This is a genomic window from Campylobacter rectus, assembly GCF_004803795.1.
Classification (GTDB): domain Bacteria; phylum Campylobacterota; class Campylobacteria; order Campylobacterales; family Campylobacteraceae; genus Campylobacter_A; species Campylobacter_A rectus.
This window is the reverse complement of record NZ_CP012543.1, coordinates 796,181-819,017: the sequence shown is the minus strand read 5'-3', so window position 1 is coordinate 819,017 and position 22,837 is coordinate 796,181. Positions and strand designations below refer to the sequence as shown.

At 46.9% G+C, this 22,837-nt stretch carries 19 protein-coding genes; 5 read left to right on the top strand and 14 right to left on the bottom strand.

The genetic code is table 11. The features are described 5' to 3' along the window. Positions 1-112 precede the first annotated feature (112 nt). Genes CRECT_RS03910 through yajC form a run of 11 tightly spaced genes read right to left on the bottom strand, consistent with a single transcriptional unit; the run spans position 113 to position 13,527 of the window. Positions 113-928: a TIGR00282 family metallophosphoesterase gene (locus tag CRECT_RS03910; protein ID WP_004320424.1), complete on the bottom strand. Its 816-nt coding sequence runs from the start codon at positions 926-928 to the stop codon at positions 113-115. After that, entirely contained in the window at positions 928-1,689 is a 762-nt protein-coding gene (locus CRECT_RS03905) for an ATP-binding protein (protein ID WP_004320418.1), read from the bottom strand. The genes CRECT_RS03910 and CRECT_RS03905 overlap by 1 nt, the downstream gene beginning before the upstream one ends. Continuing rightward, a complete protein-coding gene (locus tag CRECT_RS03900) occupies positions 1,686-4,643 on the bottom strand; it encodes a transcription-repair coupling factor (protein WP_171992668.1) in 2,958 nt (985 codons plus the stop codon). The genes CRECT_RS03905 and CRECT_RS03900 overlap by 4 nt, the downstream gene beginning before the upstream one ends. Next, a complete protein-coding gene (locus CRECT_RS03895) occupies positions 4,633-5,784 on the bottom strand; it encodes a folylpolyglutamate synthase family protein (protein WP_004320443.1) in 1,152 nt (383 codons plus the stop codon). Before CRECT_RS03895 ends, CRECT_RS03900 begins: the two co-directional genes overlap by 11 nt. Continuing rightward, positions 5,778-7,337 (bottom strand): GGDEF domain-containing protein, encoded by a 1,560-nt coding sequence (locus tag CRECT_RS03890; RefSeq protein ID WP_004320430.1) that lies wholly within the window; start codon positions 7,335-7,337, stop codon positions 5,778-5,780. Before CRECT_RS03890 ends, CRECT_RS03895 begins: the two co-directional genes overlap by 7 nt. After that, positions 7,327-7,860 carry a putative periplasmic lipoprotein gene (locus tag CRECT_RS03885; RefSeq protein WP_004320361.1) on the bottom strand — a complete coding sequence of 178 codons (534 nt, stop codon included), beginning with the start codon at positions 7,858-7,860 and terminating at the stop codon, positions 7,327-7,329. The genes CRECT_RS03890 and CRECT_RS03885 overlap by 11 nt, the downstream gene beginning before the upstream one ends. Before the next feature lie 3 nt (positions 7,861-7,863). Then, positions 7,864-10,335, bottom strand: coding sequence for a leucine--tRNA ligase (leuS, locus tag CRECT_RS03880; RefSeq protein WP_004320388.1), 2,472 nt, complete (start codon positions 10,333-10,335; stop codon positions 7,864-7,866). A gap of 8 nt (positions 10,336-10,343) precedes the next feature. Further along, on the bottom strand, positions 10,344-10,682 hold the full coding sequence (locus CRECT_RS03875; protein ID WP_004320439.1) for a DUF6394 family protein: 339 nt from the start codon (positions 10,680-10,682) through the stop codon (positions 10,344-10,346). A gap of 9 nt (positions 10,683-10,691) precedes the next feature. Beyond that, positions 10,692-11,663, bottom strand: coding sequence for a protein translocase subunit SecF (gene secF / locus CRECT_RS03870; protein ID WP_004320437.1), 972 nt, complete (start codon positions 11,661-11,663; stop codon positions 10,692-10,694). Then, a complete protein-coding gene (secD, locus tag CRECT_RS03865) occupies positions 11,664-13,244 on the bottom strand; it encodes a protein translocase subunit SecD (protein ID WP_004320410.1) in 1,581 nt (526 codons plus the stop codon). Further along, a complete protein-coding gene (gene yajC, locus CRECT_RS03860; RefSeq protein ID WP_004320398.1) occupies positions 13,237-13,527 on the bottom strand; it encodes a preprotein translocase subunit YajC in 291 nt (96 codons plus the stop codon). Before yajC ends, secD begins: the two co-directional genes overlap by 8 nt. Between yajC and CRECT_RS03855 the strand changes: the two genes are divergently transcribed. After that, entirely contained in the window at positions 13,500-14,801 is a 1,302-nt protein-coding gene (locus CRECT_RS03855) for an apolipoprotein N-acyltransferase (RefSeq protein ID WP_039888352.1), read from the top strand. The two genes, yajC and CRECT_RS03855, sit on opposite strands and share 28 nt — an antisense overlap. An 11-nt stretch (positions 14,802-14,812) precedes the next feature. Here CRECT_RS03855 and CRECT_RS03850 read toward each other — a convergent pair whose 3' ends face one another. Continuing rightward, on the bottom strand, positions 14,813-15,412 hold the full coding sequence (locus CRECT_RS03850) for a hypothetical protein (protein WP_004320375.1): 600 nt from the start codon (positions 15,410-15,412) through the stop codon (positions 14,813-14,815). A 131-nt stretch (positions 15,413-15,543) separates the two neighbouring features. Further along, a complete protein-coding gene (gene metK, locus CRECT_RS03845) occupies positions 15,544-16,746 on the bottom strand; it encodes a methionine adenosyltransferase (protein ID WP_004320451.1) in 1,203 nt (400 codons plus the stop codon). 142 nt (positions 16,747-16,888) lie between these two features. Here metK and sstT point away from each other — a divergent pair, with 142 nt between their 5' ends. The 4 genes from sstT (at position 16,889) to CRECT_RS03825 (ending at position 21,676) form a co-directional block, all read left to right on the top strand. Next, positions 16,889-18,193: a serine/threonine transporter SstT gene (gene sstT / locus CRECT_RS03840; RefSeq protein WP_004320364.1), complete on the top strand. Its 1,305-nt coding sequence runs from the start codon at positions 16,889-16,891 to the stop codon at positions 18,191-18,193. Between the two features lie 14 nt (positions 18,194-18,207). Then, entirely contained in the window at positions 18,208-19,929 is a 1,722-nt protein-coding gene (locus CRECT_RS03835; protein ID WP_004320420.1) for a M3 family oligoendopeptidase, read from the top strand. Positions 19,930-20,547: 618 nt separating this feature from the next. Then, complete coding sequence (locus CRECT_RS03830) at positions 20,548-20,985, top strand: hypothetical protein (RefSeq protein ID WP_039888351.1); 438 nt, start codon at positions 20,548-20,550, stop codon at positions 20,983-20,985. 481 nt (positions 20,986-21,466) lie between these two features. After that, complete coding sequence (locus CRECT_RS03825; RefSeq protein ID WP_004320391.1) at positions 21,467-21,676, top strand: hypothetical protein; 210 nt, start codon at positions 21,467-21,469, stop codon at positions 21,674-21,676. 141 nt (positions 21,677-21,817) lie between these two features. On the opposite strand, the gene CRECT_RS03820 is transcribed toward CRECT_RS03825, so the two are convergent. Then, positions 21,818-22,690 (bottom strand): LysR family transcriptional regulator, encoded by an 873-nt coding sequence (locus CRECT_RS03820; protein ID WP_004320378.1) that lies wholly within the window; start codon positions 22,688-22,690, stop codon positions 21,818-21,820. Positions 22,691-22,837: the final 147 nt, after the last annotated feature.

The following is a 22,837-nucleotide window of genomic DNA, read 5'->3' as shown; positions in this document are numbered from 1 at the left end:
GCGACTCTTGCTCAAATTTATAGCGGCAAAAGCGTTAAATTTATCGCCAAAATAACGCGATTAAATTTGAGTAAAAGCCGCAGCCGTTAGCTCGGCTCAAATTTGAGCTCGTTTATGCAAATTTGACCGCGCGCTGCACCAAAGGCTCGCTAACTCCGTCTATCACGCGGACCTTAAAGGCATCCGTGCAGCGCCCGCCGTCAAATTCAAACACGACCATTTGAAAGATTCGCCTGCACTTTTCATTTACTTTAAACGAGTGCTTAAGCCCCGTTAAAAAGCTCTTCACGGGCGCCTCTGCGTCCATGCCGATGACGCCGTCAAACGCCCCGCTAAGCCCGACGTCGCTCACGTAGGCGGTGCCGCTAACTATTTGCAAATCATCGGTGCCCACGTGCGTGTGAGTGCCGGCTATGGCTCCCACTCGACCGCAAAATAGCCTAAAAAAGGCGTTTTTCTCGCTCGTGGCCTCGGCGTGAAAGTCTATGAGGATATTTTCGCTCTCGCACTCCTCTAGCGCGCGCTCGGCCTCTAAAAAGGCGTTGTTCGTATGCGGCAGCCCGTAGTGCCCCATCAAATTTACCACGCTTAGACTTTTGCCGTCTTTGCTCAAATTTATCGCTCCGCGCCCGGCCGTGCCCGCGAAGTGATTATACGGGCGGATGATAGGCAGGGTGTCCATCAGCGCGACCACGTCTTTTTTATCAAAGCTGTGGTTGCCGCCCGTGATCGCGTCGATGCCGCAGTCTAGCAGCTCGTGCGCGTTGGTCGCGGTAAGGCCAAAGCCGCCACTCGCGTTTTCGGCGTTTGCGACGATAAAGTCAAGCTCAAATTCTCGCTTAAATTTGGGCAAATTTTGTATAACCGTGCTTCGTCCAGCGCGTCCGACGATGTCGCCGACAAAACCTACTCTAGTTAAATTTGCCATCAAATTTTATCTTTATAGCTTAGATAAAACTGCCTCGCGGTGCGTCCAGAGCGGCTCGCGCGAAGCTGGGCGTATTGTTTGGCTAGCTCGTGAAGCATGGCTCTGTCGCCCGTGAAATCTTTAAAATAAAAATCCACGATCTTTAGATAGTCGGCAAAACTGCCCTGATAAAAGCTGAGCCAAAGCCCGAATCTATCGCTTAGCGCGATTTTTTCCTCGACCGCGTCGCTATAGTGCAGCTCCGTCTCGCCGACCCTTGCGCCTTCGTTGTCGCTTTTTAGCTCGCTGATCAGGTGGCGGCGGTTTGATGTGGCGTATACGAGCACGTTTTTAGGCGCCTTTTCGATCGAGCCTTCAAGCACGGGTTTTAAAAATTTATAGCTCCTGTCCCCCACCTCAAAGCTAAGATCGTCGCAAAAAATGATAAATTTAAAGCTACTATCCCTGATCTCGTAAATGATCTCGGGTATCATCTCAAGCTCGTCGTTTTTTAGCTCTATAAGCCGCAAGCTCTCGGGGTAAAATTTAGTAAAAACGGCCTTAACCAGGCTACTTTTACCGCAGCCTCGCGCGCCCCAGAGTATCGCGTGATTCGCGCCCTTGCCTTCTAAAAAATTTCGCGTATTTTCTACGAGCTCTTCTTTTTGCTTTTCGATCCCGACAAGCCCGTCAAGCTGCGTAAAATCAACGTCCGTTACGCCCTTTAAAGCGCCGAATTTGCGCCGATAAATCGCTGCGGCAGTCGTGTTCCAGTCTATCATTTTTCCGCCCGTCCTTTATTTAGTTTTCTAAGATAGATTAAGATCTCCTCTATCACGTCGTCATCGTCTTTGCTCTTTGACCTTAATCTCGTTTGTTCGCCGTTTTGCGCGGTTAACGCGATGTTTTGCTCGGCGTTTGAGATAGCTTTAAAGCCCGCTTTTATAGCTAAAATTTTAATTATAATGAGGCTTAAAAACTGCTTGGTGTAGATATCGGGCTTGCCGAATCTATCCTCTATCTCGCCCTCTATCTCATAAACCTCGGCGACCTCTTTGCACTTGCTAAGCCGCCTATATAGCTCTAGGCGCAGCCTATCCTCTCCGATAAACTCCGAGTTTAAAAACGCGTTTATGCTAAGTTTCAGGTCGATTTTCGCGCTCTCAAAGCTCTCTTTGTTTAGCAGTTTATTTATCTCTTCTTCAAGCATCTTGATATAGAGCGAGTAGCCGATTGCCTCGATATGGCCGCTTTGAGCTTCGCCGACGAGGTTGCCGCCGCCTCTGATTTCCAGATCGTGGTAGGCTAGTACGCTGCCAGAGCCCAAAAACGAATTGCTCTCAAGCGCGACGAGGCGTTTTAGGGCGTCTGCGCTTAGGGCGTTTTTATCCTCGACGAGGAAGTAGCAATACGCCTGCTTGTCGCTCCTGCCGACGCGTCCGCGTAGCTGATGCAGGTCCGCGATGCCGAATTTATTCGCGCTCTCGATGATGATGGTGTTTACGTTTGGTAGATGTATGCCGCTTTCTACGATGCTGGTGCTTAGTAGCACGTCGTATTCGCCGTTTTCAAACTTCATCATCTCCTCTTCGGTCGTCTTGGCGTCGATCTTGGAATGTAGCGTGAGAATGCGTAAATTTGGCATGATGTCTAAAATTTGCTTTTTTGCCTGAGGCATCGTGGCGATGTGGTTGTGGATATAAAAAATTTGCCCGCCCCGGCGCAGTTCACGCATCACGGCCTCTTTTACCGCCTTTTCGTCCCACTCGCGCACGCTGGTTCGCACATCTAGGCGCGAGCTTGGCGGAGTTTGCAGCACGGAGTAGCCCTTGACGCTTGAAAGCGCCATATTTAGGCTGCGCGGTATCGGGGTCGCGCTCATAGATAGCACGTGCGAGGCGCTTGAAATCTCTTTTAGCTTTTCCTTTTGCTTGACGCCGAATTTATGCTCTTCATCGATGATGATGAGGCCTAAATTTGATGGCTTAACCGACAAAAGCGAGTGCGTACCCACGCAAACGCAAGGCTGTCCCGCCTCCAGCGCCTTTACGGCTACCGCTTTTTCCCTCGCGCTCGTGAAACGGTCAAGTTTAAAGACGCTAACGTCAAATTTGCCCAGCCTCTCTTTTAGGCTTTTAAAATGCTGCGAGCTAAGAAGCGTCGTCGGCACGAAAAACAGCACCTGAAAGCCCGATTTCACGCATTTAAATATCGCGTTCATAGCAACTTCCGTTTTACCAAATCCCACGTCGCCGCTCAGCAACCTATCCATCACCTTGCCACTTTTTAGATCATTTGCGATATCGCTTGATGCGCGCTCCTGATCTCTCGTGTAGGCAAAGCCCGCGTTTTGCAAGAAATTTAGATACTCCGCATCGTCTTTTTCGATGATTTCGCCGCGGATTAGCTCGCGCTGGGCGGCTAGTGAAATAATCTTTGAGGCAATGACGAAAAGTTTGGCTCTAACTTTTTCTTTTATCTTGGCGAAATTTGCCTTGCCTAGGCGGTCTAAAACCGCGATACTGCCGCTGCTTGCGACGTATCTGTCGATCAAATTTAGATGCTCGACGGGCAAAAGCAGCTTGTCCTCGTTTTGATAAACGATCACGACAAACTCGCGCGTCCTGCCTAGCACCGTTAGCTTTTCAAGCCCCGTAAATTTGCCGATGCCGTACTCCTCGTGCACGACATAGTCGCCCGCCTTTAGCTCGTCGATGACTAGGCTCGGTTTTTTGGCGCGCTTTTTCTTTTCAAATTTATTTAGCGAGACGATGATTTCGGCCGCCGAGACTAAATTTAACGCCGCTTCGGTTTGCACAAACTCTACGTTTTTGTATTCGCTCAAATTTAATGCGTTAAAAAGTCCCTCGTTACGCGCTAAGACTTTGATTTTTTTATTTTTATTAAGCTCGAAAAAATCGGCGTTTGGAGTTACGCTTAAGTCCTTATAAACTTTAGCTGCGGGCAACACGGGCAAATTTGCCACCTCGCCCAGATCGCGCTCAAAGCCGTCAAATTTTTTCGTCAAAACCGTTTTAAATTCGCGCGTATAATCGATAAATCCCTCTATCGCCCAAAATCCGAGCGTCTTTAGGTCGCTGATTAGCGCGTCGGTCTCGATCTCTTTTATTTTTTCGGATGTTTTTTTAAATTCGGCTTCGCCTAAAGCCGCGATAAAAGGCGAAATTTCAACGCTTTTTAGTTCGGTTTTGTTTGAAATTTGCGTCTGCGTGCTGTAGTGCCTGATACTCTCTATCTCGTCGTCAAAAAGCAAAATGCGGTTTGGTTCCTGCGCACCGACGCAAAAAATATCGATAATCTCGCCGCGCACGCAAAACTCGCCCTCGCTCTCCACGATACCCACCGCCTCGTAGCCAAAGCGCAGTAGCTTTTCGGCCAGCTCTTTTGGATCGATTTTATCGCCGAAATTTAGAGTAAGTTTTTGTAGGTGTTTTTTGCCCGGAAGTTTGTTTAAGACCGTGCAAACAGGGCTGATAAGGAGCTTTTTGCCCTCAAATTCGTAAAATTTGGCTAGCTCCCCGGATAGCTCGAAAAGCTCGGTGCTAAAGCTGCGTAGATCATCGCCCTCGCGCGCTCTAAAATCGGGCAATCTAAAAACCTTAAGCCCGGCAAATTCCGCCGCGCTAAGAGCCGCGATAGCCTCCTTATCGTCTTCGCAGACGAGCAACTGCGCATCGCCTCCGTTTAAAAAATACTCAAAAACCTCACTTTGCACCGCGGTACCTTTTCAAGAAGGCTTCCACGAGGTAAAACGACCCGAACGCCAGATACTCCTCGTCCGCGCACACGTCCGCAAAGCCCTCAAACTCCATATTAAGCTGGCGCAAAGCCTCTTTTACCTGCGCCGTCGCAAGCTCGCGGCCCGGCGTCTCGTACTCGATGATGTAAGTTTTTTTAACGATCGGCTTGATCGCCATCAGGACGGCTTTTATATCCTTGTCGGCAAAGGCGTTAAAGATCAAATTTAGCTTTTTGCCCGCAAATCTTTTCACGAGAGCCTGCGCCGCCATCTCGTTGTGTCCGACGTCGATAGTAACGTTTGGCGCGATCTTTTCACAGCGTCCGCCAAGACTTAGCGCGCCTAAATTTGCTAAATTTAAACTAAACCCGAGCTCCTTAAACGCCGAAGAGCTAAGGGTTAAATTTGAACGCAAAAACTCTGGCAAGCCGAATTCTTCCGCATAAATTTTAATCTCATTTTTATCATCGTTGGTCAAATTTTGGGAAGCAAATTTGAGCGTTGCGCCTTTTTTAGCAGCGATTCTTCGCGCAATACCGGCGCAAAGCTCACTCATATCGTCGTTCATCAAGGCAACGTCCGCCATCGCGTTAAATTTAGTCGTCGCGATCCGCTCTAGCGTGTCGCCAAGCAACGCCGTGTGGTCAAAACCGATAGGAGTAAAGAGGCTAAGACGCTTACTAAATACGTTCGTAGCGTCGAATTCGCCGCCCACGCCCGCCTCGCAGACGAAAAAGTCGCACCCTTCAAAAAGCACAGCGCAAAGCAGCGTCGCATACTCGAAATACGAAAGCGAGCGCGCGACCTCGGGAGGTAAAATTTTAATCAGCCTCTCGTGAGCCGTCTCGAGCGCATCTGCGCTAGCTACGGCGCCGTTTATCCAAAATCTCTCGCGAAACTCGAAAATATGCGGGCTCGTATAGTGTCCGACGCTATGGTCGCGAGCGAGCATTTGCGCCAAAAATCGCCCCGTGCTGCCCTTGCCGTTTGTGCCGACGACGTGGATGATTTTTGGGATTTTAAACGCGCCTTGCACGAATTTAAAGGCGTTTGGCATACGCGCGCGGTTGATCTCCTTATAAAAAAGCGGCTTATTTTTTAAAAAATTATCTAACATTCATTATAAAGTTCCGGCATAACCTTGTTTCTGCCGCCTTGCTTTGCCTGATAGAGCATCTTGTCGGCTTCTTCGATCGTAACCGACGAGCCCGTATTTTCACTTCTGATGGCTACGCCGCAGCTTGCCGTCACGTCTATGCGTTCGCCTTTATACATAAATTTAGAATTTTGCACGATTTCCCGCATTTTGTCCGCAAATTTTATCGCATCCGCCAAGGTCGTTTCCGGCAATAAAATAACAAATTCTTCGCCGCCGTATCTACCGACGAAATCCACTTGGCGCGAGTATTTTCTAAGCATCTTTCCTATGGCGGCCAAGACGACGTCGCCCGCCTCGTGTCCGTAGGTGTCGTTAATGAGCTTAAAGTGGTCTATATCAAAAAAGCAAACGCCGTAATCGCTGTCGTATCTGTTATACTTTTGTTCCATCTGCTCAAGCTCTTCAATGAGCGCTTTTTTGGTTCCGGTTTTTGTTAAAAAGTCCTCTTTGCTCTGAGATTTTGCGCTTTCAAGCTCCACTTCCAGCTTGCTTATTTTTTCTTGCAGCTCTTTTATCGTCTCTTGATCGCCTACCATCTGATCGCCCAGCTGCTTGACCTCGCCGTCAAGCGTATCGGCGATGTTTAGCATTTTGCTTCTGATACCCTCAAAGCTATCCTCGTTCAAATTTATCGAGCTGAGGTCATTTTTGATAAACTGCATTTCGCTTGAGCTCTTAGACGAGCTGCTGATTAGGCTTACGACTTGGTTATTTATGCCGTCTAGAACCTTGTCGAGCGCTCCTACTTTATTTAAAATTTCAGCCTTATCAAGCTCGATTCGCTTTTTGGTCAAATTTTGTATATCTTCTCTGGTTTGACTACCAGCAAGCAGCGTCGGGTCGCTTTTTAAAATTTTAGTTATTTTTCTAACCTCGTTACCGATTTGATCGGTGATCGACGGTTCTAACATCGTAGCTATGAGCGGGGCTATTTTTTCATACACTTGCTCGCTATCCGATTCTTTTGGCACCCAGCTATCAAGCTCGTCGACGATAGTTTGCAAATCATCGAAATTTTTAACCCCATAGCGGCTAAGGCGTTTTAAAAATCCATCGTCGTAATCGGTTAAAAAGTCAAACCACTTATCTTTTATCTTTTCTACGGTAGCTACGTCAAGCCGCCTATTTAGAGCATCCATACTACTTTCCGAGAGCTCTTTGGCATTTTTATCGTGCAAAACCGATATGCTTTGCAGGATTCTTTTACTCATCGTCGCGAGCGCGCCTACGAGCTTTGAGTGATCGACCATAGCGGGCGAATTTAGCCTAGAAGCCATAAATGCAAAAAGCTCGTCCACGGTCCTTACGTTTTTTTGTTTTAGCTGATCTTGAAAATCATCGCTTAGCCTCGCAATATATTTTTCAAGCTTTTGGCAGTCCTGTAGAGTAACGCCGTTTCTTTTGGCTATATCGCAAAAAACTTCCGCATAGTTATCCGGCGTAAGTATGAGCCCGCGCTCTTTTATCGTCTGAATAGCCTCTCTGATGATCTGATTTACGCTAATTGCCATTTTTTAGCCCCCTTACCGCAAGCACTGCGATATATTCGTCAAAAGCCTCTTGCGAAGCCACTTTTATGGCGTTATATTTATCGCTTTCGCTAATAACGCCGTCTGCGTATCTGGTGTTTCTTACCTTTTGTGAGACTGTAAAATCATGCTCGCCCGAAGTCGTCACGGATAGCGTCTTGCCGTCTTTTAGCCCGGTATCGAAATTTAACGTCAAAAGCGCTTTATATGAAGTCACATAGCCGTGCTCGTCGTAAAGTAGCGGCTGATAGCTGACCGATTTTATCGAGACGATTATCCTCGTAGGCTCGTTTTTATCGTAGCTTATGCGTTTGCCCAGCCTTGTCACGATACCCTCAAACACGCTATCTTTGATCCAGACGCTGTTTTTAGGCTCTTCTTTGCTTATCAGCACATTTACGTAGACGCGCTCGCCCATTATGTCGTTCGTGATCTTTGAGACGGGCTTATAGCCGCATCCGGCCAAGATAAAAGCCGCCAAAAACAGTAAAATTTTTATTTTCAAAATTTAGCCTTTTATTACGAAATTTACGAGCTTGCCGCTCACGTAAATTTGTTTGATTATCTCTTTTCCTTCCAGCCATTTAGCCGCACATTGCCCGGCTAGGGCCAAAACCTCGTCCTCGCTTGCGCTGCTCGGGACTTCAAATTCGCCGCGTCTTTTGCCATTAACGGTGATAGCTAAATTTAAGCTATCTTTTTCAAAAACCTCGTCTAAAATTTCTATTTTCGTAAAATTCGCCCTACCGAATAGCTGCTCGCTAAGCTCGTTTGCGACATGCGGCACGATAGGCTCGAGCAAATTTAAGATGATAAAAAAGGCTTCCGTCGTTACATCCTGATTATCCTGCGCATTTACGGCGTTTAGAGCCTCCATGCAGGCGGCGATTAAGGTATTAAAGGTAAAATTTTCCTCATAAACGTCGCTTGATTTTTTAAGCGCCTCATAAACTTTCATACGTGCGTATTTTTCTTCTTTGCTCAAATTTGCGTGCGCTATCTGCGGGATTTGCGTGCATTTTTTTATGCCCGCGCTTCGTTCGTACAAGCGGTTTATAAATCTAAACGCACCCTCGACCGCGCTGTCGTTCCACTCAAGCTCTTTTTGCGGAGGCGCGGCAAAAAGGATAAAAAGCCTCGCCGTATCGGCGCCGTATTTGTTGATAATGTCATCGGGATCGACCACGTTGCCCTTGCTTTTGCTCATTTTTTTGCCGTCTTTTAGCACCATACCTTGGGTTAGCAGCCGCTCAAACGGCTCGTCGTCTCTGAGGTAACTCAGATCTCGCAAGGCCTTTTGGAAAAACCTCGCGTAAAGCAGGTGCAAGATCGCATGCTCGATGCCGCCGATATACTGATCCACGTTCATCCAATAATTCACGCTTTTAGCGTCAAATGCGCGCTCCTGCCACGTTTTTTCGTCGCTCGCGTATCTGGCGAAATACCAACTACTCTCAAAAAACGTATCCATCGTATCGGTTTCGCGGATAGCTTCGCCGCCGCATTTCGGGCACTTTACGTGCTTCCAGCTCTCGTGTTTATCGAGCGGATTTCCTTCGCCGGTTATCTGCACGTCGTCGGGCAAAGTAACCGGTAAATTTTCGATCTTTTCAGGCACGACGCCGCAGCACTTACAGTGCACTATAGGTATCGGCGCGCCCCAGTAGCGCTGCCTAGAGATACCCCAATCGCGGATTTTAAAATTTACGACGCGTTTGCCGATCTTATCCGCTTCAAATTTTTCTATGATTTTTAGTTTGGCCTCTTCGCTGCCAAGACCGTTTATGAGCGGCGAATTTATGGAAATTCCATACTCGGTAAATGCTTTAGCGTCCTCAAATTCACCCTGCGCAGGTTTAATCACTTGCTTTATCGGTAGGCCAAATTTGCTAGCAAACTCATAGTCGCGCTCATCGTGAGCAGGCACCGCCATAACCGCGCCGCTACCGTAGTCCGCCAGGACGAAATTCGCCACCCAGACGGGCACTTTTTCTCCGGTTAGCGGATGCAAGACGTTTATACCCAAATACAGTCCGTCTTTTTCGCTAGCTTGGCGTTCACGCGGGCTTTGGTTTAAAATTTTCCTGATTCTCTCGGCTTTGGCCGCCTCAAGCTTTCCGCTATCAAGTATCCTTTTTACGATCTTGTGCTCAGGAGCTAACGCCGTATAGCTAACGCCGTAAATCGTGTCCGGGCGCGTCGTAAATACCTCAAAGCCGTCTATCTGCTCGCCGCCCTCTAAAATCCCTTTCGACTCCTCGTCAAGCTCAAATTTAAACTCAAGCCCAAAGCTCTTGCCGATCCAGTTTTCCTGCATCGTGAGCACTTGAGACGGCCATTTGCCCTCAAGGCGCTTTAGGTCGTCCAGCAGCTCTTGCGCGTAGTCGGTGATCTTTAGATAGTAGCCCGGTAGCTCGCGCTGTATGACGGCGTTACCGCATCTCCAGCAGCATCCGTCCTCGACCTGCTCGTTAGCAAGCACGGTTTGGTCGAATTCGCACCAATTTACGACCGCGCTTTTACGGTAAACCAGTCCTTTTTCATACATTTTGATGAAAAATTCTTGCTCAAATTTGGTATAAAGCGGATCGGAAGTCGCAAATTCGCGCTTTTTAGAAAAGCTAAGCCCCAGCGCCTCAAGCTCGCCGCGCATATAATCGATATTTTCGTAGGTCCAAATTTTAGGATGTATTTTGTGCTTTATCGCAGCGTTTTCGGCCGGCATACCGAAGCTATCAAAGCCGATCGGATGAAGGACGTTGTAGCCGCGCTTGCGGTAGTAGCGAGCCAGCGCGTCGCCGATGGTGTAGTTTCGAACGTGCCCCATATGGATGCGTCCGCTAGGATATGGAAACATACTTAGGATATATTTTTTAGGTAGGCTATAGTCGTCTTTCGGTTCGAATTCGCCGCTTTTATTCCAAATTTCCTGCCATTTTTTCTCTATTTTCGAGGGCTCGTATTTTAAAATTTCACTCATTTTTGCTCCTAAAATTCTTCTTGCGTTTTGCTGGACTCGACCAAAACAAGCGCTAGCGAAAAGACGTTTGCTATCGCGGCGCCGATAGCTAGCGAATAAGCTATATGCGTGTCGCCGTTTATCTGAAGCAGCGCAAAGGCGGGTATGAGGTGCAAATCCGCCACCAGCGAGCTAGCAAAAAGCTCGGCGGCAAATATGTTTTTAACGCCGATTTTTAACAGCGTCGAGATCAAATTTACGCTCGCCGCTACAAATAGCGCAATCTCGTTTTTATCATACAAAAACCCTGCCGTCGTCGTCAGACTCATAAGCGCGAAAAATATATAAATAACCTTGCCCCAGTTCATCGCTTCTCCTTATATAGTGCCTTTTTCAAACATCGCGCGCTGCTTGTCTTTCTCTCTTTGGATGCGCGCCTTTTCAGCTTCCATCGCGCGATACTTCTCCACGCTAAATTTGAACCACAAAAGCATAGGCGCGGCAACGAATATCGAGCTTAGAGTGCCGATGACGATGCCCACTATCAGCGCTAAAGAAAATCCGTGTATCATATCTCCGCCGAACAAAAATAGCACGACGACCGTGATGAGCGTAGTGCACGAGGTAAGTATCGTTCTAGTTAGCGTCGCGGAGACCGATTCGTTTATGATTGCGTCGAGTTGCGTGCTCTTGCTGGTTTTTATATTTTCTCTGATACGGTCAAAGACTATGATCGTATCGTTTAGCGAGTAACCTATGACAGTGAGGATCGCCGCTAAAGTGTCCAAATTTACGTCGATAGCAAAAAAGCTGATCGCTCCCATCGTGATCACGACGTCGTGCACCTCCGATGCCACCGCCGCCATCGCAAATCTCCACTCAAACCTAAACGCGATATAAATCAAAATACCTACGAGCGAGATCGCAAGCGCCATTACGCCTTTTTCGCGTAGCTCGTCGCCGACTTTGGGTCCTACCACGTCGGTGCGGCGGATCTCAAATTTACCCGTATCTTTTAAAAGCTCGGCCACGCTAGCTCCGACGTCGCTGCCTAAATTTGAGTTCGCTCCCGAAAATCTAATCGTAACTTCCTCCGCCGAGCCAAACTCCGTAACGCTCGCATTTTTATAGGCTTCGTCTTTTGCCAAAGCCGCGCGAATTTTATCCAGCGATACCGCGCTATCGTATTTCACCTGGATGAGCGTACCGCCGGAAAAGTCGATACCGTAGTTAAAACCCTTCGTCGCTATCAAAAAAAGCGAACCGAAAAACAGTATCGCCGAAAAAGCTAGCGCGATATAGCGCTTGCCCATAAAATTATAAACATTTACCTTCGAGAAAAATTGCATTTATACCCTTTTGTAACCGAACCAAAACCGCGTGTTACCGCTTTTTTCTATTTTATTCACGACAGTATCAAACATCCCGTGAGTGCCCAGGATCGCCGTTATCATCGAAGCGATGATACCTATACCCATCGTCACGGCAAAGCCCTTGACCGGTCCCGTGCCGTAGGCGTAAAGCACGACCGAGGTGATGAGCGTGGTCAAATTTGCGTCTATTATCGCGCTCATCGCGTTTTCATAGCCCCTTTTTACGCTCGTTGCGATACCGACTCCGTCGCGTAGCAGCTCTCTGATACGCTCGTTTATGATCACGTTTGCATCTACCGCCATGCCGATGGTTAGCACTATGCCCGCCATTCCCGGTAGCGTTAGAGCCGCGCCAAACATCGCCATCACGGCGACTAATATCAAAATATTCGCCGTGAGCGCGATATTTGCCAAAATACCGCTAAATCCGTAATAAGCTATCATAAACAGCACCACCAAAACCGAAGCCGAGGCTAGCGCGATCATAGATTGATTTATGCTGTCGGCCCCCAGACTTGGTCCGATACTGCGTTTTTCCAGCATCTTTACGGGCGCCAAAAGAGCGCCGCTTCTAAGCGCGATGGCTACGTCGTGAGCCTCCTCGACGCTAAAGCCGCCGCTTATCTGACCGCTTCCGCCGCCGATTCGCTCGTTTATCGAAGGAGCCGAATACACCTTGCCGTCAAGCACGATAGCTAGGCGCTTGCCGACGTTTGCGCCCGTAAAATCGCCAAATATCCTAGCCCCTTCAGCGTTTAGAGTAAAGCTGATGATAGGCGAGTTCGTGCGCTGATCAAAGGCCACTCTAGCGTCCGTTAGCATCGCGCCGTCAAGAACCGGGACGTTTTTTACGATATATTTTATCTGCTCGTTTTTGACGTCCGGATAGATGATGTCGCCGTAGCTCTCGGCTTCGGCCTTGCTCATCGAGCCGGCTTGCGACTGGCGTTTTTCATCGACGGCCATCAGCTGGAGGTGCGCGGCTTTTGCGATGAGATCGCGTGCGCGCTGCTCGTCGGCTACGGTTTTGATGCCAGGAAGCTCGACTAGGATATTATCCTTGCCCTGTCTTGCTACCGTAGGCTCGGCCAGACCGAACTGATCGAGGCGGTTTCTGATAGTTTCGACCGCTTGATTTATCGCGTATTCGATAGTTTCGGCTTTCTCGGCGTCGGTTAAGCCGACCGAGTATTTTAGACCGTCTTTTTGCACGTCAAGCCCCTTGATATCTTTTAACATACCATCGATCTTAGCGGCTTCATCGGCATCAAGCAGTTCAAAATCCACCTTGTCCTCGCGGATCTTAAAGCTATCTATCAAAACGTCCTCTTTTTTCGCAAAATAGTTCACGCTAGCGGCGATCGATTTTATCTTTGAGTGCACGGCCTCCTCGGTCTCGACGCCAAGAAGCATATGAAGTCCGCCTTGCAAATCAAGTCCGAGGCTGATTTTAGCGCCTTTTTCCGTCTGAAAAAAGGACGGCACGGAAAAGATAATGCCGAAAATCAAAGCCAAAGAAAAGATGATCAGCCTATACGTTATTTTGCCGTTACACATTTGCTTTCGTCTCTGTTTTTTCTATTTTTCTCGCGACAAATTCGCGTGAAACGCGCACGATTACGTCGTCGTTAAGCTTAACTCTGATAAAATCCTCTTCCGGTTTTATCACCTCGCAGATTAGTCCGCCGCTAGTTATGATCTTGTCGCCCTTTTCGAGTGCGGCTATCATCGCTGCATGCGCTTTTTGCTGTTTTTGCTGCGGTCTGATAACCAGAAAATAAAATATCGCGAAAAGCACGACTAGAGGCAGTAATGAAGCTACGAAATTTCCTTCTTGCATGTGGTTCCTTGATAAAAAAAATTTTAAGCCCTTATTTTAGCACTAAAATTATAATAAAAGCCTTTGTCGGCGCGATTTTAATCTCAAATTTTATACTAGCCGATGTTTTAGGTGGCGAAATTTTAAATTTTATCTCGCCGTTTTTTGCGATCGCGGGCTTTTATTTTCTGCTCAAATTTGACCGCCGCGGCTTTTTTTGGACGGGATTTTTTATCGGGATTATTTGGTTTTACTGGATCAGCTTTAGCCTCGTTTATTACGAGCTTAGCTACCTCATCCCGCTTGAAATTTTAGCTATCGGGATCATCTACGGCGCGCTGTTTTTGATAGCGGGCATCCCGGCTCAAATTTGGCTAAAAGCTTTGCTGCTTATCTTAGTTTCAAACATCCATCCCTTCGGCTTTAACTGGTTAAATTTGGAGGCTATTTTCGTGCCGGGGATATTTGCGCCGAATTTGCTCGCGCTTGCGTTTATTTTCGCCGCGATTTTGTGCCTGTTTTACGTCAAAAACCGCTTCAAATTTATCGCTTTTGCCGCGCTTTTAGCCTGCGCGGTGCAGTATGGTACGCCAAATTTTAAAACTCTGCCTTTTGAAGTAAAACTGGCAAACACCGATGTCCCGCAAGAACTAAAGTGGGCCAAACAGCTAAAAAACGAGTTTATAAATCAAAATTTAGCCATCATAGATGAGGCGATAAACGCGGGCTTTAGGGCGATTATTTTGCCTGAAAGCGCCTTTCCCGTTTATATGACGCACGAGCGAAATTTGACCTCCGAACTACTCGAAAAGTCGCAAAAGATCGCTATCGTCACTGGCGCGCTAGCTCGCGAAAACGGCACGAACTACAACTCGGCGTTTTTCTTTGACCGCGGCAAGATGCGGCGGCTGGATAAATTTATCCTCGTGCCTTTTGGCGAAGAGATCCCGCTACCGGCGTTTGCGCGAGATTTGATAAATAAAATATTTTTTGGCGGCGCGAAGGATTTTGAAACGGCGAGCGCTCCGGGCGACTACGAGATAGACGGCGTAAAAATCAGAAACGCGATCTGCTACGAAGCAACCAGGGACGAGCTGTTTGCAGGCAAATTTGACGTTATGATCGCGGTTACTAACAACGGCTGGTTCGTGCCTAGCACAGAGCCAAATTTGCAGCGAATTTTACTCAAATACTACGCGACGAAATACGGCAAAGCCATCTATCACAGCGCAAACGGCTCGCCGTCTGAGATAATCACGCCAAAGCAAGGCTTGTTCGATAAATTTTTCAGATAAATTTGCTAAATTTAGGCGTTTTTGCGCTTGTGAAATAGCAACCGAATTTGCAACGCCGCATAAAATATACAAGCCGCTACAATAATCAAAAATATAAAATCAATCGTCATCTGCCAAAATAGCTCGCCGGGAGACCTCAGCACCCATTCGTATTCAGGCGAATTTCTTGGCTTACGATATCCGATATGATAACCCGTAAAATCCCTATTTATCAAAAAACCAGCCCACAAAATGCCGCAAAATGAAAGAAAAAATCCCACTACCGGATTTTCTTTTCTTGCTTGTTTCATCACGCGAGCTCTATGTTTTTTACTGCCGCACAGCAAGCAAGCCGCTACGAAACCGACAAGCGTAACGACCTTTATAATCCCCATATAAGCGATATAAAACGCTGCCTTTTGAGTAAAATCGGTATGAGAAAAAGCCCTCTCTACGGCCGGGTAAATTTTAAGCATAGCTTCCACGAAATCTCGCGCCAAAGAGGAACGAGCCAGAACATCAAAAGGCAATACAAAAATACCTAGCGCGCAAAGAAAATAAAAAGCGCAAAGTCCGAGCAAAACGAATCCGAGCGTCTTGTTTTTACCGTTTTGTTTTATCGCCGTTTGCATTTTAATTATCTTTAAATTTTACCGAGCGTTTTTGAAGCAAATTTAAGATGCAAAGCGGGGCGAAATTTCATACGAAGCCTTAAATTTGAGGGTAAATTTAAGCCCGCGTTAAATTTAGCGGGCTTAGGAAATTATTTAACCAAAGCCTTGAAAGTATCAACCGCGTCAAGCTTTTCCCAAGGATATTTGGCGTTTCCGACTTGACCTTTGGCTGCTACTTTAGCGTATAAAAACGTATCTTTGCTAGGTTTATCCAGGCCGAATTTATTCGTGATCCAGCGCGGAGTGAGGGCGAAATTTTCGCTAACGAAATTTGACAGCATATCGTCGTTTACGCCCGCGATCTGCGTGCCCATCGTATCGACGCTCACAGAAGTTGGCTTTGCCATACCGATAGCGTAGCTTAGCTGGACGATGCATTTTTTAGCAAGGCCGGCCGCGACGATGTTTTTAGCTATCCAGCGCGCCGCATAAAGGCCGCTGCGATCGACCTTGGTGTAATCCTTGCTGCTTTGCGCGCCGCCGCCTATCGGGCTATATCCGCCAAAGCTATCTACGATGAGCTTGCGGCCGGTTAGTCCGCTATCGTGAAGCGAGCTGTGATTTACGTAACGGCCGGTCGGGTTGATGTAGATTAGCGTTTTGCTCTTATCATATAGACCCTTCGGCAAGCCCGCATCGTCGATGAGAGTTTGCACTAGAGCGCGCAGCCCTTCTATCTTCATCGTCTCGACGCAAGGGGCCGAAACAACGATAGTGTGGATGCTTTGAGGTTTGCAGTTTTCAAAGTTATCCTTCGTGCCGTAGTCTATGGTGACCTGAGTTTTAATATCGACGCCGAGTTTATCGGGATTAGCTTTGGCAAATTTATAAACCTTATCGCAAAGCATTCTGGCGTAGGTTATGGCTGCGGGCATATATTCGTTCGCTTCGCAGCTGGCAAAGCCGAACATTATGCCCTGATCCCCGGCGCCTATCTCGCCGCCTTCTTGATCGACGCCTTGATTTATATCGGCACTTTGCTGATTTACGCAGACTTTTATCTCGACGTCGTCGGGGTGTAGGCACTGCTCTTTCGTAAATTTAGACTTGCCGTCGTAGCCGATTTTAGCCAGCGCGTTTTTGACGATACTTTCGTAGTCTTTGAAACTTAACTTGGCCTTAGAGTTTATCTCACCGCCTATTATAATGTTTTTACCCGCGACGAAAACTTCGCTGGCGACGCGACCATTTGAATCTTGCATCAAGATCGTATCGACGATGCTGTCGGCGATGATGTCGGCGCATTTGTCCGGGTGGCCCGGGCTAACCACCTCTGAAGTAAATAAATACATGCTTTTCCTTTTATGAAAATTAATCTCGCAATTGTAACATTTCATAATAAAATTGAAATTAATCTCGCCCAAACCTTTAAATTTGGCGCAAATTCGGCTATAATCCTAAACTAAAATTAAATTTTAAGGTAAGGACACTAGAATGTTTGGCAAACTGGTAAAAAGATTCGCCGACGGAAATTTGATCGTTCAAATTTTAATCGGCATAGCATTAGGCGCCGTTATCGGCTTTTGGACGCATTATCAGGCGGCTCCTTATAACGAGCTAATCGCAAAAGGAGTAAGCGACGCAGCGCAGCTGGCCGCGGCAAAAAAAGATCTGACCGATCTAGCCAATTCGGTCGCAACATCCATCGCCGTTTTGGGCAATCTCTTCGTCGGAGCGCTTAAAGCTATCGCGCCTATCCTAGTTTTCGTACTGGTAGCCACATCTATCATAGTAAAAGAATTCGGCCATGCCAAAGGTATGCAAAAGATAGTCGCGCTTTATCTGGTAGGCACGTTTTTAGCCGCCGTAGTCGCGGTCGTAGCGAGCTTTCTTTTCCCGATGGAGCTCGTTTTAAAAGGCGTTGAGAGCGCAAATATGAGCGCTCCGCAAGGCATCGTCGACGTGCTAAAAGACCTCATCTTTAAAATGGTTCAAAATCCTATCAGCGCGATTTCAAGCGGCAACTACATCGGCATCATCACTTGGGCCGTGGGCGGCGGTATCGCGATGCGATTTTGCACGCCCGAAACCAAAAAAGTCTTCCAAGACGTCAGCGACGGCGTGACTAAAATCGTTAGATTTATCATCCGCCTTGCGCCTTTTGGTATTTTCGGACTCGTTACGCTCGCTATCCACGAAACCGGCTTTGATGCGCTTGCCGGTTATTTAAAACTTATTTTTGTTCTAGTAGGCTCCATGGCCTTCGTCACTTTTGTCGTGTATCCTGCGATGGTATTTGCTATTACCAAGAAAAACCCTTATCCGCTCGTGATGACTTGCGTGAGAGAGAGTGCGGTTACGGCGTTTTTCACTAGAAGCTCGGCGGCAAATATCCCGGTAAATATGGCGCTTTGCAAAAAGCTAGGGCTAAAAGAGGAGCTCTACTCGATATCAATCCCGCTGGGAGCCACGATAAATATGGGCGGCGCGGCCGTGACTATCGGCATCTTGGCGCTTGCGGCGGTAAATTCTATCCCGTCTATCACGGTCACCTTCGGCGACGCGCTTTTGCTTTGCTTTATCTCGGCCCTTGGCGCTTGCGGAGCTTCGGGCGTAGCGGGAGGTTCATTGCTACTTGTGCCGCTTTCTTGCGCGCTATTTGGCATCGGTAACGACATCGCGATGCAAGTAGTCGGCGTAGGATTTATCATCGGCGTGATCCAAGACTCGGTAGAAACGGCGGTAAACAGCTCCTCGGACGTACTTTTCACCGCTGCCGCTTCGCAAACCATAGAGTAATTTAAGGCGGTAAAATGAACGTTTGGGATCTAACCCCGCTTTTTAAAAATGAAAAAGAGCTCGAAATTTCGGCTCTTTCTTTGCAAAACGAATGCGAAAAATTTGAAGCCAAATACTCGGATAAATTTTTAAATTTAAGCGACGAAGAGTTTTTAAACGCGCTTAACGAATATGAAATTTTGCTAGAAAATATCGCTCGCGTGCAAATTTACGTGGGTCTGGTTTTCTCAAAAGATACCTCAAAAGGCGCGTTTTACGCTAAATTTGACGAGCTTAGCTCAAAAGCGCAAAACCATCTGCTTTTTTTCGAGCTTAAATTTAACGAATTTGACGAAGACAGGCAAAACAAAATCATCGCCAAAAGCCCAAGGCTAGGCTATTATCTTGGCAATATCGCAAAAGAAAAAGCCCACCAGCTAAGCTTAAAGGAGGAGCAAATTTTACTCCGTACGGCAAACACGGGCGCGGAGGGCTTTTCACGACTTTTTGACGAGACGCTAAGCGCGCTTAAGTTTAAATTTAAAGGCAAAATGCTAGGCGAAGAGGAGATCCTGTCCAAGCTTCACAGCCCCGACCGCGCCGAGCGAAAAGCGGCCGCAAAGAGCCTCTCAGACGGACTAGCGCCGCAGCAGCATCTGCTTAGCTACATTTATAATATGATAAAAACCAGCCTAAAAACTAGCTGCGAGCTGCGAAAATTCGATCTGCCCGAAAGTCCGCGGCATTTTTCAAACCAAACGACCAAAGCCAGCGTGGACGCGCTCATAAAGGCCGCCGAGACGAGCTTTGATCTACCGATTAAATTTTACGAGAAAAAGCGCAAAATTTTAGGCTTTAAAAAGCTCTACGACTACGATAGATACGCGCCGCTTGAGCAGAGCAAAAGCGTTTATAAATTTAAAGAGTGCAAAAAAATCGTGCTCGAGACTTTTGCCAAATTTAGCCCCAAATTCGGCGAGATAGCCGCTCGCGCGTTTAAAGAGGGCTGGATCGACGTCTATCCTGCCCAAAATAAACGAGGCGGCGCCTTTTCTCAATCAGGCGTCGCAAAGGCTCATCCTTACGTACTTTTAAACCACACCGACGAGAGGCGGGATCTTTTCACGCTAGCGCACGAGCTAGGTCACGCCGCACATCAAAACCTAGCCTATGAAAGCGTAGGATTTCTAAACGCCGACACGCCGCTAACTACGGCAGAGACGGCATCGGTGTTTTGCGAGATGCTGGTTTTCGATCACGTCAAAAACACGCTAAAAGGCAGAGAAAAAACCGCTCTGCTCGCCGGCAAGATCGAGGATATCTTCGCCACGCTCTACCGCCAGATAAACTTCACGACCTTTGAGCGCCGAGTTCACGCGCATGATGGCGAGATCGGCGCCGAGGAGCTAAATAAAATTTGGCTCGAAGAGAGCGCAAAGATGTTCGGAAAAAGCGTCGCATTGAACGACTACTATAAAATTTGGTGGAGCTACATTCCGCACTTTATCCACACGCCGTTTTACTGCTACGCCTACTCATATGCGCAGCTTTTGGTGCTGGCGATTTTCGGGCTTTATAAAAGCGGCAAATGCGAAAATTTCGTGCAAATTTACACCGAGTTTTTAAGCGCGGGCGGCTCGCGCTCGCCAAAAGAGCTGGTCGGGATGTTTGGCTTTGATATCGAGGACGCGGCGTTTTGGCAGATCGGCATAAACGAGGTTAGAAAGCTGGTGGAGGAGTTTTGCCTGGAGGCTTAACGGGCGTTAAATTTTGATTTGGACGGCATAAAATTTGACCGAACGAAACAGCTAAAATTTGCAAATTTGCCGGGTGTAGCGATGCAAAACCCTGTGCAAATTTAAATAATTAAGGGCGTGCTTAAAATTTGCAAATTTTGCGGGCGATTTTTTGCGATTTTTAAAATTTAACGTCGGCAAATCGGCGAGGAATTTAAGGCTACGCGAAAGCTTAAATTTACGTTTTATTTGCGGCCGAATTTTGATATCGGGGCGGCTAAATTTTACCGCCGCAAAAGCTAAATTTAAGCTATCATAAGTGCCGCCGCGAGAACGCGAAAAACCGTTTATTTAACTTAGCGCAGATAGCGTCAAGCCGGACGGCTCGCCGATCGAGCGACGATGATTATTTTGAAAAATCGCATAAGGCGTCCGAACCGAAAAAGCAACGTCGGCGCTCGGGATATTTTGCAAGCCGACGTAAAAAATATTAAAATATAAGAGCGCTAGGCGCAAGGCAAGGAGCTAGGCTTAAGCAGCGGATACAAAGCGAGCGAGCGATAGATGCGAGAAAACAAACCGTTTCAAAGTCTGCTGCAAACGCAAAAACACCGATCAAAACATAACAAGGAGGGCAAAATGCTTGATGAAATTTTAGACGACGAGAGATTTTCGGCGATGATGAAAGAGCACGTTTTTGAGTGCGTGGAGTATCTGCTGCAAAACGACCGCCCGTTTTCGGCGATGACCAACCTTGATCTGGTCAAATTTGACCCCGAGCTGCCGGAGTATATAAAGAGCACTTTTAACGCACCCGTTATCGTATTTACGCTTGCGGGATATACTTTTAACAGCGCCAAGCTCACGCCCGAGGAGCTAAGCTTCGAGGCGGGCTTCGGTAAGGAAAATTTCGCCAGCGTCGTTAGCTTTCCGCTTGGAGCGATCATGCAAATTTTAGTGGAAAACAGCCCGATTTTGGTAAATTTTTCCATTTACAAATCCCAAAAAAATCAGCTCGAAAAGTCGATGTCGGCGCTAATGTCAAACCCGAATAATAAAGATTTGTTTAAAAAGTGAGCAAAATTTTACCCGCCGTTTTGCTCGCACTGTTTTTATAAGTTTGCTTTTATGCGCATTTCCTTCGGTTAAGCCTGCGGCATTGGTTTTGCTCAAATAGGCGGTTTTATGGCTATTGCGGTATTTTGCGCTTGCATTTTGACGGACGCGGATTTTGTTTTAAATTTACCGAATATGATACTTTCTTAATTATGGCGCTTCTACCGGCGAATGCCTTTCTTTTGTTAATTTAAAATTTTTAAAATAAATAGTAATAACGGACGTTTATTAAGTTGTCTTAAATTTCTTAAGCCGCTTTGCTTCTTATCTCAAATTTAAACGCAAAAAGATCGCAGTCGGCGCAGCGCGGCATAAAACGGTCCGCCCAAAAAGAGTCGGCAAGATGGCAAAAACCGCAAAAATGCTCAAAAAACAGTAGGCCAAAGACAGCAAAGATCTCACAAAAACGAAACGAGCGTAGCTATCGGCGAAAGCGAGCGCAATGAAAACAAGCGTATGCGCGGATAAGGCAAAAATAAAACTCGCCCAGCCATCGGCGACGAAGCGGCAGGCCCGAGAGATGCCAAGCTCTCAGGGCTTTTACGGCTACTTGAAAGATACGAAAATCTCAAATCGCCCGCAAGACATCAAAATAAAAAACAGCGATAGCAAAAGGTGCAAACTCGGCAAAAACAAGATATGGCGGATTTGAGGAGCTTAGCAATGTCTGAAAACGATGTTGGAGATTTTTACCGCTCGGCGGCAGCAAGAGAGGTTGTTTTAGCGTCAAAGTTAAAAATTTGAGCCAAATTTGATTAAATTTTATAAATTCCGGCTCAAATTTAGTGCGAATTTAAACCGCAAAATAGCTTTTTACGCTTAAAAATTTACGCAAAACTTCTTCGTTTTCTTTTAGCGCGGCAGCATAAACCGAGCGAGTGAGCTTAAATTTAGCGACGTTTATCTCAAAGAGTTTGCCTTCTTTTAACTTGTCCTCGATCAAAAATCTCGGCACAAACGCGACATAAGTATCGGCGTTATTTGTCGTCATCGCGCGACAAACCATTATCGAGCCGTCCAGAGAATACGCCACGTCAATCTTGCCCTCGTCCACGCCGTGCTTTTGCAAGACATCATCCAGATACGTATGCGTCCTATCTTTTATAAATCTAAAACCCAAAAGCTGCTCGAGTTTTATGTTCTCGGCGATTTTTCTGTTCGAGACTAAAATCAGCTCGTAGTCAAAGAGCTTTTTAACGAGCAAACTACTGTCAAGCGACTGCTCGAGGATGATGGCGATGTCACTGCGGCGATCTTTTAAAAAAGGAATGAGCTCGTTTTGCTCTTTTATCCTGATATCAAGCTCGCTACCCACGCTTTGCGAAATTTTATCCAGCATCATCGATAGCACCGCCTCGGCGACCAGCTGAGTCGCAGCGATGACTAGCGGGACTTTGTCGGTTTTTATGCGCGAAATTTCATCCTTAAACCTAAACATCGCTCCCTCAAACTGCAAGCAAAGCTTATGAAATTTCTCCCCTTCACGCGTCAAAACGATACCGTTTTTTTTGCGCATGATTAGCGTCGTTTGCAGCATCTCCTCGAGCTTTTTTATCTGAAGAGTAACCGCAGGCTGAGAGATACCAAGCGCTCGCGAAGCCTTTGAAAAACTACGCTCCTTGACTATTTCCATAAAAGTATAAAATTTGCTAAAATCATTGATCACGTCCGCATCCTTAATTATTATATCAACTTAATAAAACAATCTTTTTATTGTATTGATTTATAACTAAAAACGCTCTTAAGCGGCTAAAATTTTAAATGCGTGGTAACTTTTAAGCTTAATTTGTTAAAATTTAATGACTCTAACTCA

What these genes read in the sequence shown, in the direction of transcription:
- CRECT_RS03905 (WP_004320418.1), bottom strand. Translation starts at nt 1,689, where the DNA reads ATGATAGACTGGAACACGACTGCCGCAGCGATTTATCGGCGCAAATTC.
- CRECT_RS03850 (WP_004320375.1), bottom strand. Translation starts at nt 15,412, where the DNA reads ATGCAAACGGCGATAAAACAAAACGGTAAAAACAAGACGCTCGGATTC.
- leuS (WP_004320388.1), bottom strand. Translation starts at nt 10,335, where the DNA reads ATGAGTGAAATTTTAAAATACGAGCCCTCGAAAATAGAGAAAAAATGG.
- metK (WP_004320451.1), bottom strand. Translation starts at nt 16,746, where the DNA reads ATGTATTTATTTACTTCAGAGGTGGTTAGCCCGGGCCACCCGGACAAA.
- sstT (WP_004320364.1), top strand. Translation starts at nt 16,889, where the DNA reads ATGTTTGGCAAACTGGTAAAAAGATTCGCCGACGGAAATTTGATCGTT.
- CRECT_RS03895 (WP_004320443.1), bottom strand. Translation starts at nt 5,784, where the DNA reads ATGTTAGATAATTTTTTAAAAAATAAGCCGCTTTTTTATAAGGAGATC.
- CRECT_RS03855 (WP_039888352.1), top strand. Translation starts at nt 13,500, where the DNA reads ATGAAGCTACGAAATTTCCTTCTTGCATGTGGTTCCTTGATAAAAAAA.
- CRECT_RS03830 (WP_039888351.1), top strand. Translation starts at nt 20,548, where the DNA reads ATGCTTGATGAAATTTTAGACGACGAGAGATTTTCGGCGATGATGAAA.
- CRECT_RS03890 (WP_004320430.1), bottom strand. Translation starts at nt 7,337, where the DNA reads ATGGCAATTAGCGTAAATCAGATCATCAGAGAGGCTATTCAGACGATA.
- CRECT_RS03825 (WP_004320391.1), top strand. Translation starts at nt 21,467, where the DNA reads ATGAAAACAAGCGTATGCGCGGATAAGGCAAAAATAAAACTCGCCCAG.
- secF (WP_004320437.1), bottom strand. Translation starts at nt 11,663, where the DNA reads ATGCAATTTTTCTCGAAGGTAAATGTTTATAATTTTATGGGCAAGCGC.
- CRECT_RS03875 (WP_004320439.1), bottom strand. Translation starts at nt 10,682, where the DNA reads ATGAACTGGGGCAAGGTTATTTATATATTTTTCGCGCTTATGAGTCTG.
- CRECT_RS03835 (WP_004320420.1), top strand. Translation starts at nt 18,208, where the DNA reads ATGAACGTTTGGGATCTAACCCCGCTTTTTAAAAATGAAAAAGAGCTC.
- CRECT_RS03910 (WP_004320424.1), bottom strand. Translation starts at nt 928, where the DNA reads ATGGCAAATTTAACTAGAGTAGGTTTTGTCGGCGACATCGTCGGACGC.
- secD (WP_004320410.1), bottom strand. Translation starts at nt 13,244, where the DNA reads ATGTGTAACGGCAAAATAACGTATAGGCTGATCATCTTTTCTTTGGCT.
- yajC (WP_004320398.1), bottom strand. Translation starts at nt 13,527, where the DNA reads ATGCAAGAAGGAAATTTCGTAGCTTCATTACTGCCTCTAGTCGTGCTT.